We start from the raw sequence: 12,373 nt of genomic DNA on the forward strand, positions 1-12,373 counted from the left end.
TCAGTCTTCTGGCCTGGAAAGGTCAACCCACTGCTGGGAGAACCAGTAGTAACGTCCTTCGCCCGCCGGATAGGTGCAGTTATAGCGAAATCGCCGGTTGCCGAAAGGCTCCGGTGCCTGCACCGTGACTGCCTGGTGTTCCGCTTCCAGGGGCAAGCGTCCCTGGCCTGAGCCAAAACAGGTGAGAGCGCCGGGGCGCAAGTCTTCGGGCAGTTCCAGGATGAGTGTCGGTGGGTTGTCGTCGATGATTCCGTCGGGCAGCGAACCGGTATCGACCGGCAGTGCACGGCTGCGCAGTTTGTCATTCAAGCTGCTGAGCTGGCCGAAAGGGGTTGCCATGGGAAACCGGGGCAGCCGGCTTTCGTCTGAGCCCTCGCCGATGGGGCCTGACTGTTGGCCGTAGGCCAGCCAGTTCCGTTCGTCCAACATCTCTTCCAGTGCTGAATCGTATTCTCCGTAGGGGTAGGCGAAGAGCGTTGCGGTATCTCCGAGGCGGTCGTCGAGGATGGCCTTTGCACGGTCGAGGCTGTCGCTGGCCCGCCGGTGCCAGGCTTGCTGTGATTCATCCGGGCGCCTGGCCAGGTGCCCATGGTCATGGCTGTGGTTGGCGATGGTGACGCCGGTTCGTGCCCTGGCTTCTTTCAGTTGAGCCCAGGTCATGTAGCCCTCGCGGCCCACTGCTTCAGTGTTTACAAAGATAGTGTAGGGCAAGCCAAGTTCGTCAAGCAGCGGGGCTGCAGTGCTCCAGACGGACGCGTAGGCATCATCGAAAGTGATGGCGACCTGTTCCTGGTCGTTCAGTGTGCCGTCCAGTGCGGCCCGTGTGGCGGACTCCAGTGGCACCACCTCCAGTCCCAGTTCGCCGATGCGTGCAAGGTGTGACCTGAACAGTTCGGGCGTGGTACTGGTGCTTGCCGGGGTTTGCTCACTGATATGGTGATACTGCAGTACCACCAGGTCGGCCCGGGCTGTCAGAGGGGCCAGTGCTATCAGGCCCGTAGCCAGGATACGGTTCAGCATGGAGAAACTCCCCGGCGGAAGTGGTGCCGTAGCGTAGTGAAGGCTTCGTTCAGCTGCTGGACCCGGCTGGTGTCGCCCCCGCGATCCGGGTGGGCCTGCATGACTGCCCGTCGGAACCGGTGTTTGACGGTGGCAAAGTCCGGAGGCACGGTCTCGAAACCCAGTAGCCTGGCGGCTTTTTCCGCAGACTCGGCACCCGGGCCCTGGCCGGCACGGCCGGCCCAGAAGTCATCAACCATGCGATGGATGTCGGTTTCGGGCATGCGGTACTGGTCCAGGTCCAGGTAGAAGTCCCTCAGGGGATCCGTGCAATCCGGAAGGCCGGTACCGGCAATCACATCGTCGCGTGTCAGGCTGATGGTCAGGGGTGAAATGGTCAGGCATTCCCCGCTTGCGGCCAGGTCGTCACGCAGGCGATAGAGCACATGGAACAGCAGGAAATGAACCGGATACAGGGCTGCCGGGTCGGCGTAGTTCACAGGGCCGATCAGCTGCCACGGCGGGGCCTGTAACTGGCGGATCAGCTCCAGTTCGGAGAGGTTGCCCGCTTCTCGCAAGCAGGATTCCACGGCGGCCGCAAGCAGCTGTACATGGTGCTCCAGCGCCTGGCGCGCATGGCCCTGATGATCTGTCAGCTCGCCCGTATCGGACGATGTCTGGAAAGCCGCATCCTCACTCATGGTGCCATGGTATGTCACCGGCGGCCGTATCCCAAGCCCCGAAGGGTGAGGCGCTCCGGGCCCGGCCTGGTGATGGTGGCTTGTACGCAGCGACAGGGCCTGACTTGGGTGCCGTGGCTCCGGTATAATCGCCGCCTGTTAAATTACCCTATTTCACCATGGCCACAGGTTGATTATGTCAGACGTAGTGACGCCAGAAGCGGCAGCCGGTACACCCGCCAGTGAAGCGGAGCGCGAGCGGAAGCTGGAGACCAACAAACTCCAGAAACGTCTGCGACGGGACGCGGGACAGGCGATCCAGGATTTCCGCATGATCGAGTCCGGTGACCGGGTCATGGTGTGCCTTTCCGGAGGCAAGGATTCCTATACCATGCTGGATATCCTGATGAACCTCCAGAAAAGCGCGCCGGTGCCTTTCGAACTGATCGCGGTGAACCTGGACCAGAAGCAGCCGGGCTTTCCGGAGCATGTGCTGCCGGACTATCTCTCCGGTCTGGGCATTGAGTACCACATTATCGAAAAAGACACCTACAGCATCGTCAAGGAGAAGGTGCCTGAGGGTAAGACCACCTGTGGCCTGTGTTCACGGTTGCGCCGGGGCATCCTGTACAACTTTGCCGAAGAGCATGGTATTACCAAGATCGCCCTGGGCCATCACCGGGACGACCTGCTGGAAACCCTGTTCCTGAACATGTTCTATGGGGGCAAGATGAAGTCCATGCCCCCCAAGCTGTTCAGTGATGATGGCCGCAATACGGTCATCCGTCCGCTGGCCTACAGCCGTGAGAAAGACATTGCCCGCTATGCGGCGCTGCGGGAATACCCGATCATTCCATGTAATCTTTGTGGCTCCCAGGAGAACCTGCAACGGCAGGTGGTCAAGGATATGCTGCAGCAGTGGGACCGCCAGCACCCGGGGCGGATCGAGTCGATGTTCCGGGCCATGTGTAATGTGGAGCCGTCTCACCTGGCCGACACCAACCTGTATGACTTTGCTGAGGGACGCCCCCGCGTGGGCAATGCAGTACAGGTACAGGCTGTTGAAGCCGGGCCGGATTATGGTCGGCTGGATGTTCTGAACCTCTGACTCGCGGGGTTCGGAGCGGGCAACTATCCCCCGCCACCGACCAGTTCCATCAGGCCACCGATCATCTGTGTGATCAGCTCCAACTGGGTATTCAGGCCGTCAACGGTTTCAGACACGCTGTTGACCTGAAGCCCCAGGAGCAGCGCTACCAGTACGAATACCACGGTAGAGAGTATCCACAACCGCCGTATCCTGCTCACCCGGACCTCGAGTTCCTCCTGGAACCGCGCATCAACCCGGGCCATATGTTGCTTCATTGCGCGAATGTCTTCGTTGGCTTCCTCATAGGCAATTTCGAGCGTGGACAGGCGGCCTGTCAGTTTCCGCAGGTATGACTGGTCGGCTACGGTCTGATAAGGACCCAGTTCGGGCGCTTCGAAATCGGGCGGGCTGTCATTGTCCGCCAGGATGGCATCGATCATCTGGATCAGCTGTTCCCGCTCGACCTGCTTGCCAATGACCCCTGCAGCGCCCCGTGCCCTGGCGTCCTGGAGGTAGCGGTCAGCGTTCTGGGAGGTATACATGAACACCGGGATGTCACGGGTCTCTGGCCGGGCCTTGAGCTTTTCCAGCGCGTCGAAACCATTCATGCCCGGCAACAGGTGATCAAGGAAGATCAGGTCAAAATGCTCGTGTTGCAACAGGCTGAGGGCATCCTCGGCGGAGCCGACGCCCTTGCTGGTGAGGTCCGCCTTTTCGAGCAGTCGTGCGAGGATGATCCTCGCCGTGGAGGAGTCGTCAACGATGAGTGCGTTGCCACGGGGCATGGTGTTCTCCCTGTCTGGACAAAGGCCCTCGTCCTTCCGCGGTCATACCTGTTGCTGACCGATCCTTGAGGGCTCGCTCCACGTTAGTCCCGGGCAGGGGCCAATTCAAGTCAGCCGTTGCCAAAGTGTGGCACAGGTTGGCGAATCTGCCCGGTGTTGCCTTCATGGTGCCTTATCAGGGCAGCCAGATCTCGAACACCCCGCCGCCCAGACTGCCTCCGTTCTGGAGACGAATGGTGCCGTGCTTGCCATTGTTCTGGTGCAGGTGGGCAATGGCAGCCGCAAAGTAAAGTCCAAGGCTGGTTGAGCCCGTGCTGAAATCCGGAGCCCGCAGCAACGCATCACCGGCGTCCCGCATATGGGGCGGGTAGCCATTGCCGTCGTCCTCGATACTCAGCACCATCCAGCCGTCCACCTCACGGGCGTTCAGTTGCAGTCGGCTGCGGGTGTAACGGATCGCATTGTTCAGGGTGCTGGCGATAACGCCCGAGATCAGTTCATCATCGAAAAAGCCAACCGTGTCTTCGTCAGCGTTGATCTCATAGCTGACGCCATAGCCCGCCAGTAATTGCTCATGCCGGGCCAGCTGTTCCTGCAGGAACTCCGCCACATAGTGTTCGTCACTGTGGGCGGAAAGCGTGTGCTCACCAAGGCGATAGATGCCCAGCAACTGCACCAGGTCGCTGTGGACCCGTTCGGCCTCGTATTGCAGGGTATTGAAACGGGGGTTTTCGTCCAGCGCGCCTCGCTGCTCTTCGCGCAGGTCTTCCAGGGTGCTGAGCAGCATGCCGAGGGAATTCTTCATGTCATGGACCGCCGAGGCAATCACCATGGAGAAGTCCGGCGTGTCGATTTGCCGACGGTCGTCGCGGGCTGGCTGCTGTTCAGTCATTCAGGTGCTCCATTTTTCGCTTCATGGCCAGGTAGCGGCGGTATTGCCGGTGTTGGGGCGGCAGGTGCTCCAGGGATTCGAGACAGCGCCGGCACTGGGCAAGGGCATGCTGGCGAACCACGGAGCCATCGTTATCTTCCAGCTGCTTCATGCGGATCTGTGCCAGGTTAAGGTTCAGCGCGGCGTGGTTTGGCACGATGTCCAGTGCCTGCTCGAAAAAGCGGGCAGCTTCGGCCAGGCCACCTTTTTCATAGGCCTGGATGCCTTCCCGGTTCAGGGTCCGCGCCTGCAGGCGCTGTTGCAGCCCTACGGGTTCGTCGATCAGGGTTTCGATCTGCTCGATGGTGTCTGCTTCGCCCTCGTATTTCTGGGCCAGGGAGGCGAGCAGTTGTTCCGCCTCCCGGTTCTGGCCAACCCGGTAGAGCGTCTTGGCAAGGTCCAGCCCGGCGTCGGCGGAAAGCTTGTCCTCCGGCAGGGCTGCCCGGGCTTCCTCGAGGAACTTCATGGCCTTGTTGCGGTTGCCCCGGGCCGCCACGATCCTGGCCCGGACCAGCATGGTGCGAGGTCCGATATCTGGCGCCTCCGGGAATTTACGCTCCAGCTGCTTTAGCACCCGAACAGCCTCTTCAGCGTATTCCTTGCCCTCACCGGAGGGGTCGCCTTCGCTGAGATCGGTGAGGGACCGCCCCAGGGCCAGGTGATGGTCCGGATTATCATGGACGGACCAGGTTCCCAGGTTGACCGTGCGGCGCCACGCTTCGGTTGCTGTGTCTATGTCCTGGTTTCGGGTGGCCAGGTTTGCCAGGTCCCGCTGGCGTAACAGGGCATTCGGGGACAACTCTGCAGCCCTCAGAAGAACCTTTTGTGCCTGTCCGGGCTTTCCGTTGCGTGTAAGGGTTTCTGCCAGCAGGTCGTAGGCTTCCAGGTAATCCGGGTGGTCCTCGATAAGCAGCTGCAGGGCGGTCACGGCTTCGTCCAGGTGCCCCTCGGCCAACAAGACCCGTGACTTGCCAAGCCGTGCCCATGATAGCGAACGCTGGCTGAGGATATCATCGTAGATCTTGCTCGCCTGGCCGTAGTCGCCGATCTGGATGTACAGCTCGGCCAGGGTCTTGTAGATCCAGGAACGGTGCCTGCGATGCTGGGGGAGCAGGGCGAGGCATTGCTTGATGGCTTCCGGGTAGTCTTCAAGGTCCATCGCCCGGGTAATGGGAAGCAGGGCTTCCCGGCGCTCGGCCAGTGCACCCAGGCGTTTTTCCAGCATTGCCCGGTTAATGGGCTTGGTCAGGTAGGCATCCGGGTGATATTCCCTGGCCCCCATGACCATTTCCCGTGAGGTTTCTGCCGTGACCATCAGGAACAGCGATGAGTGGTGCAGCAGCTTTCGGTGTCGGAGCTCTTCCAGGACGTGCTGGCCGCTTTTGCCCTCACCAAGGTTGTAGTTACAGAGCAGCACATCGAAGTGGTCATAGGCGCATCGCTGAACCGCTGCCGCCCCGTTGTGTACCAGTTCGATCTTTTCAGCACCGAGGGAGCGAAGCATCTGCCGCATGGAGTTGCGGAAGTTCTCGAAATCGTCCACTACCAGAAAGCGCAGTTTCCGGATGCTGGTGGCGTAGCTGTGTTCACCGGACGTATTGATCATGAGCGTTTCTTGATGAGTTTGTTGACCAGTGCCCGCAGGGCTGCAGGTTTCACCGGCTTATAGAGCACATGGTAGCCCCGGTCTGTAGCGTCTTGCCGGACTTCCTCTCCAAGATAGCCGGTAATAAGCACACCCGGTATGTCGTTGTCAAAATCTTCCCGCAGGGCATCCATGGCATCCAGGCCATTTCGGTCATCATCCAGCTGATAGTCCGCGAGGATTATATCCGGCTGTTCGCCGTTCAGTGTGGTACGAGCATCTTCAAGGCTCAGCGCCGTGATGGTTTGGCAATGCCAGTTGCTCAGCAAGGCCTCCATACCTTCCAGGATGCGGGCCTCGTTGTCGATGCACAGTACTTTAAGGCCTCTCAGTGTCGATAGCCCGCGACTGTTACTGCGTGGCCTGCTGGCGGAGACAGATTGTAACTCCGTCTTCGCAAGGGGCACGGTAATGGTAAATGTGCTGCCCCGCCCGACCCGGGAGTGAACGTTAACCGGATGGCCCAGCATACCACTGATACGGTCCACAATGGCCAGGCCAAGCCCCAGGCCTTTCTTGTCCCGGCCCTGGCGCAGGCGACGGAACTCTTCGAAGATGTATTTGAGCTGGTCATCGGGAATGCCGGGCCCGGTATCCCAGACCTCGATCCTCAGATAGCCCTTCAGGCGACGGCAGCCGAGCAGGATCCTGCCACCACTGTCGGTGTAGCGCGTGGCATTGGACAGGAAGTTCTGAACCACCCGCCGTAACAGCTTGGCATCGGACGTGACCCAGCTCGAGCTTGGAACCACCTCGAGTTCCAGTTGCTGGTCTGCCGCGATGGCACTGAACTCTGTAGCCAGGTGCCGCAGCAGGTCGTTGATCGGAAAGCTGCTGATATCCGGTTCCAGTGCCCCTGCATCCAGCTTGGAAATATCCAGTAACGTGCTGATGATTTCCTCGGCCGCACCGAGGGAGCTGTCCAGGTGGCTTGCGAGCTCCCGGGTCTCGTCCGTAATGACCTTGTTTTGCAGGGCGGACGCGAACAGGCGCGCAGCATTGAGCGGTTGCAACAGGTCATGGCTGGCGGACGCCAGGAAGCGGGTCTTGCTCTGGTTGGCCTGCTCGGCGACGGACTTGGCCTTGAGCATTTGTTCGTTGATCACCTGGAGCTCCTGGGTACGTTCCTTGACCCGTTGCTCCAGGTAGATGTTGGTTTCCTTGAGCGCCTGTTCCGTGCGGCGCATGGTCGTGATGTCCTGGAAGGTGGTGACATAGCCGCCGCCGGGAATCGGGCTGCCTTCGACCTTGATCACGGTGCCATCGGGACGGTGCCGTTCATAGGACATGGGCCGGCCCTGTTTCATGGCCTCGCAACGATCACTGATGATTTCGTCTACCCGCCGGGCTGGCAGGTTGGTATTGATGAGGTTGTATCGCATCAGGTCCTGCATCGGGCGTCCGGCCCGCACATAGCCCTTGGGATAGGAGAACAGCTCCAGGTAGCGACGGTTCCAGACCACCAGTTGCTGCTGGTGATTGACTACCGATACCCCCAGGCTGATGTTCTCAATGGCTGATTGCAGCAGCTCCCGGCTGAAGGTCATGGCCTGGGAGGCTTCATCGACGATGCTCACCACGTCCTCAATCTGCATGTCACGGCCGGTGAGCGTGGACTCGAGCACAACCCTGGCCGTTGACGCACCGATAACCGAGGCCAGTTGTCGCTCGATATAGCGCATCAGGTGGCTGCTGGCAGGTCGCTGAGGTGACAGCCGCATGGCATTTCGGCGTTCGTAGTTGGTCAAAAGTGCCTCGGCCCGCTCCTCGCCCATAAAGCGCTCTGCCAGGGCCTGCAGGTCGGCGGTGAGCACTTCCCCCTGCCAGGCCTGTTGATGGGAGGTATCTGTCCGGGGATTGGCGTCATGGAAGAAAGAGGCAATCTGGATCTTTTCCCGCACCCGCTGGCGGGTTGTCAGCGACAGTATTACGTAGACCAGGGTGTTGATGCCCAGGGACCAGACAATGCCGTGGCTGATCATATCCAGTTCGAGGCCCAGCAGCGCCGTAGGACGGGTCCAGCCCAGGCCCCACAGCCCCTGGTCGATCAGGGTGTCACTGAGCCAGCCGGTGGAGGCAAGCGCGGGGATCAGCAGGGTATAACACCACATGGCAAAACCCAGGGCCAGGCCCCAGATAGCGCCGTTGTAATTGCCGCGACGCCACAGGGTTCCGCCAATGAGGGAGGGGCCGAACTGTGCGGCCGCAGCAAACGACAACAGCCCGAAGGCCGTCAGGCTGTAATCGGCCCCGGCCAGTCGATAGAACCCGTAAGCCGTCAGCAGTACGAGGAAAATGGTGACCCGGCGGATACTGAGCAGGAGGCGGCTGAGGTCCGGCTGACGGTTCATACGGGGCCTGAAGAACTTCAGCAGGCCGGGCATGACGATTTCGTTACTGACCATGGTAGCGATAGCCACAGAGCAGACGATCACCATGGCGGCGGCCGCTGAACCGCCGCCCAGAAACGCCAGCACTGCCAGCCAGGTCTGTTCCTCCATGATGGGAAGTGTCAGCGTCAGCATGTCGGGATTCACGCTGTCACCGTCACCGTGCAGCAGGCCGGCGGCGGCGATGGGCAGCACGAATGCACTGGCGATGATCAGGTAGGCGGGCATGGCCCAGCGGGCCGTGTTGAAGTCCCGGTACTCGGCATTTTCAACCACCATGACGTGGAATTGCCGCGGCAGGCACAGGATAGCCAGCATGGACACAATGGTCTGGGTGATGAAAGCCGGAGCTTCAACCCCCTGCCATGTTAACTGGCCCACCAGGTCCGCTTCCTGGACCCGGCCAAGCAAGTCGCCAAAACCACCGTACATGCCAAAGCCCACGAAGATCCCCACGGCCACAAAGGCAATCAGCTTGATCATGGACTCGAAGGCTACCGCCTGGATCATGCCCCGGTGGTGCTCGGTGGATTCCAGGTGGCGGGTGCCGAACAGTACGGTAAACACCGCCAGGACCAGTGTGATGTACCAGGCGGAATCGCTCCAGGCCGCCTGGTGTGACGTGCCGGAGCCACTTTCCGACAAAACGCTGAAACCCAGGGATATGGCCTTGAGCTGAAGGGCAATGTAAGGAACGCTGCCAATCAGTGCGAATACGGCGATCAGTGCTGCTAGGGACTGGGACTTGCCGTAACGGGAAGCGATGAAGTCGGCAATGGAGGTGCTGTTACTGCGCTTGCTGATGTAGATGATTCGACGCAACAGCGGGGTGCCGAACAGGAACACCAGCAGCGGGCCCAGGTAGATCGGCAGGAAGCCGAACCCCTCCTGGGTAGCCCGGCCAACAGCGCCATAGAATGTCCAGGAGGTAAAGTAGACTGCCAGCGACAGGGCGTAGATATGGGGGCGGGCCAGTTTGTTGCGGTAAAGGCCCGGGTGGCGGTCACCGGCCCAGGCGATGGCAAACAGCAGGGAGATGTAGGCGATGGAAATGACTACAAGTAGCCAGACACTGATCATCTCCGGTTACTCCCTGACGGTCAGATTCAGTCGCAGACTTGCCTGAACAGCGGGTCTTCCGCACTGAGGCGTCGGGCCTCCCGGGTATCGGGTTTGCCGTCGTCGGTCAGCGCAACCAGCTCGCCGCTCGGGCAGTTAAGCAGCCAGGTGCCCTGGGAAACTCGGCCACCGTAGGTTTGCCGGAAGTGATAGAGCTGGAAACGGGCGGTATCGCCGGTCGCCGGGCTGCGCACTATGCTGCCGGTATCCAGCACCGTAATGCGGTTGATCTGCGGAACAAAGAAACTCCAGGGGCGCCAGAATTCGGCCCGTGACTCGGTAGCCACCACCACCGACTCTGCCGGCATGCGTGCGGTCATCTGGTCGTACCAGTTGTATTCCATGTAAATCTGATAGCCCATCATGCCCAACCCAGCAAACACCGGAATCAGCCAACGGGGGGCCTTCTTGGCGGTTGCCGCGCGGATGCTCATGGCAATACCTGCGGCGGCTACACCACACACGATGGTGGCGACAAAGTTCCAGAACATAGTACTTCCTCTGGGAGCGTCCGAAAAAATCGGGGAAGCCCTTGGCTTCCGGGACTTTTTGAGAGGCTCGGTAAAAAAACGGGCCTCCTGAAAAGGAGGCCCGTCCTGGATCAACCCGTTCAGATTCGCATCTGAATGCGGGGCGTATTATGTCTTAGTGATCCACTGCCTTGCCAGCACCCCGCGGGTAGCGAACGCTTTCCACGAGTTCCTGGATCTCTACCGGCGGCTCCTCGGTGGCGTTGGACACCACGAAGGCCACGATAAAGTTCACCAGGGCACCGACAGCGCCAATGGACAGCGGGGAGATACCCAGTACCCAGGCGTCAACGGTGTCAGGCAGGTTGGCGGTTCCCGGAATGAAGAACCAGCCCTTGTACACGAAGATGTACACCAGGGTGAAGATGAGGCCGGCCAGCATGCCGCTGATGGCGCCCACGTTGTTCACCCGCTTGGAGAAGATACCCATCATCAGAGCCGGGAACAGGGAGGCTGCCGCAATACCGAAGGCCAGTGCCACAACCTGTGCCGCGAACCCGGGTGGATTGGCCCCCAGGTAGGTTGCCACCGCTATCGCTACAGCCATGGCGATACGGGCCGCCAGTAGTTCGCCTTTCTCCGAGATATTGGGATTGATGGCACCCTTGATCAAGTCGTGACTGATGGCAGACGAGATGGCCAGCAACAGACCCGCCGCCGTGGACAGGGCCGCCGCCAGACCACCCGCCGCGATCAGGCCGATGACCCAGCCGGGCAGGCTGGCAATTTCCGGGTTCGCCAGCACCAGGATGTCCCGGTTATAGTTGAACTCGTTGCCTGCCCAGCCGCGGGCCTCGGCTTCGTCAGCGAAGTCAGCGTTGCCGTCATTGTAGTACTGGATGCGTCCGTCGCCGTTCTTGTCCTCATAGGTGATCAGGCCGGTGACTTCCCACTCCTGGATCCACTGCGGACGCTCATCGTATTCGATGGGCTGGGCCGCTGTGCCTTCCGGATAGATTGTGGTCATCAGGTTCAGGCGCGCCATGGAAGCAACGGCCGGGGCAGTCAGGTACAGCAGGGCGATGAACACCAGTGCCCAGCCGGCGGACCAGCGAGCGTCAGCGACCTTGGGCACCGTGAAGAACCGGATGATAACGTGGGGCAGGCCCGCGGTACCGATCATCAGTGAGAGGGTGAACAGCACCATGTTCAGTTTGTTGGACACATCCGCCGTGTAGGAGCCAAAGCCGAGGTCCGTGATGACCTGGTTGAGCTTCTCCAGCACCGGCATGCCGGACTGGGTATGCTCAGAGAACATGGCCAGCGCCGGAACCGGGTTGCCGGTCAGCTCGATGGCAATGAAGATCGCCGGAATCGTGTAGGCAATGATCAGTACGCAGTATTGGGCCACCTGGGTGTAGGTGATGCCTTTCATGCCGCCGAGTACGGCGTAGATAAAGACCACTACTGCGGCAATGATAAGGCCTGTGGTTGCGTCCACCTCCAGGAAGCGGGAGAAGGCTACACCAGCACCGGCCATCTGGCCGATTACGTAGGTTACCGAGGCAACGATCAGGCAGAGTACCGCGACCAGGCGGGCATTACGGCTGTAGAAACGGTCACCGATGAACTCGGGTACCGTGAACTTGCCGAACTTCCGCAGGTAGGGCGCCAGCAGCATGGCCAGCAACACGTAACCGCCAGTCCAGCCCATCAGGAAGGTGGAGTTGGCGTAACCACCGGCGGCAATCAGGCCCGCCATGGAAATAAAGGATGCCGCTGACATCCAGTCCGCGCCGATGGCGGCGCCGTTGGTGATGGGGTGAACACCGCCACCAGCCACGTAGAAATCACTGGTGCTGCCAGCCTTGGCCCACACAGCGATAAGGATATACAGGAGGAATGAGCCCCCGACAAATATGAGGTTGATTGCAAACTGACTCATCGGATTATTCCTCCTCGGCCAGGCCGAATTGCTCGTCGAGCTTGTTCATACGCCAGGCGTAGAAGAAGATCAGGGCAATAAAGGTCAGGATGGAGCCCTGTTGGGCAAACCAGAATCCGAGGTCGGTTCCGCCCACCGGTATACCGGCAAGCAAGGGGCGTAGCAGGATGGCAAAGCCGTAGGATACGAGTGCCCATACGATCAGGCACCCCAGTATCAGGCGCAGATTCGCCTTCCAGTACAGAACAGCATTGCTGCTTGCGTCAGACATAACAGGTCTCCTGTTTTGTTTTTGTAGGATTTAGACGCTTTCAAGTGG

The 12,373-nt window shown here is 60.3% G+C and carries 10 protein-coding genes; 1 reads left to right on the forward strand and 9 read right to left on the reverse strand.

What is annotated here, in order from left to right:
* The gene (locus MLC59_RS03670; RefSeq protein ID WP_248230950.1) at window positions 1-1,020 is read right to left on the reverse strand and encodes a polysaccharide deacetylase family protein; all 1,020 of its coding nucleotides are present in this window, start codon (window positions 1,018-1,020) and stop codon (window positions 1-3) included.
* On the reverse strand, window positions 1,014-1,718 hold the full coding sequence (locus tag MLC59_RS03675; RefSeq protein WP_248230952.1) for a DNA-J related domain-containing protein: 705 nt from the start codon (window positions 1,716-1,718) through the stop codon (window positions 1,014-1,016). Before MLC59_RS03675 ends, MLC59_RS03670 begins: the two co-directional genes overlap by 7 nt.
* Before the next feature lie 157 nt (window positions 1,719-1,875).
* Between MLC59_RS03675 and ttcA the strand changes: the two genes are divergently transcribed.
* Window positions 1,876-2,787: a tRNA 2-thiocytidine(32) synthetase TtcA gene (gene ttcA / locus MLC59_RS03680; RefSeq protein WP_248230953.1), complete on the forward strand. Its 912-nt coding sequence runs from the start codon at window positions 1,876-1,878 to the stop codon at window positions 2,785-2,787.
* Between the two features lie 23 nt (window positions 2,788-2,810).
* On the opposite strand, the gene MLC59_RS03685 is transcribed toward ttcA, so the two are convergent.
* From MLC59_RS03685 to MLC59_RS03715, 7 genes are all read right to left on the reverse strand, one after another.
* Window positions 2,811-3,554 (reverse strand): response regulator, encoded by a 744-nt coding sequence (locus MLC59_RS03685; RefSeq protein ID WP_248230955.1) that lies wholly within the window; start codon window positions 3,552-3,554, stop codon window positions 2,811-2,813.
* A 175-nt stretch (window positions 3,555-3,729) separates the two neighbouring features.
* Window positions 3,730-4,446: a sensor histidine kinase gene (locus tag MLC59_RS03690; RefSeq protein ID WP_248230959.1), complete on the reverse strand. Its 717-nt coding sequence runs from the start codon at window positions 4,444-4,446 to the stop codon at window positions 3,730-3,732.
* On the reverse strand, window positions 4,439-6,091 hold the full coding sequence (locus MLC59_RS03695; RefSeq protein ID WP_248230963.1) for a response regulator: 1,653 nt from the start codon (window positions 6,089-6,091) through the stop codon (window positions 4,439-4,441). The genes MLC59_RS03690 and MLC59_RS03695 overlap by 8 nt, the downstream gene beginning before the upstream one ends.
* Complete coding sequence (locus MLC59_RS03700) at window positions 6,088-9,600, reverse strand: hybrid sensor histidine kinase/response regulator (RefSeq protein ID WP_248230967.1); 3,513 nt, start codon at window positions 9,598-9,600, stop codon at window positions 6,088-6,090. Before MLC59_RS03700 ends, MLC59_RS03695 begins: the two co-directional genes overlap by 4 nt.
* A 26-nt stretch (window positions 9,601-9,626) precedes the next feature.
* Window positions 9,627-10,130 carry a hypothetical protein gene (locus MLC59_RS03705; RefSeq protein WP_248230968.1) on the reverse strand — a complete coding sequence of 168 codons (504 nt, stop codon included), beginning with the start codon at window positions 10,128-10,130 and terminating at the stop codon, window positions 9,627-9,629.
* 154 nt (window positions 10,131-10,284) lie between these two features.
* The gene (locus MLC59_RS03710; protein ID WP_248230969.1) at window positions 10,285-12,054 is read right to left on the reverse strand and encodes a sodium:solute symporter family protein; all 1,770 of its coding nucleotides are present in this window, start codon (window positions 12,052-12,054) and stop codon (window positions 10,285-10,287) included.
* Between the two features lie 4 nt (window positions 12,055-12,058).
* Entirely contained in the window at window positions 12,059-12,325 is a 267-nt protein-coding gene (locus MLC59_RS03715; RefSeq protein ID WP_248230970.1) for a DUF4212 domain-containing protein, read from the reverse strand.
* Between the last annotated feature and the right edge of the window lie 48 nt (window positions 12,326-12,373).

Source organism: Marinobacter bryozoorum (genome assembly GCF_023156245.1).
In the GTDB taxonomy this organism is placed as follows: domain Bacteria; phylum Pseudomonadota; class Gammaproteobacteria; order Pseudomonadales; family Oleiphilaceae; genus Marinobacter; species Marinobacter bryozoorum.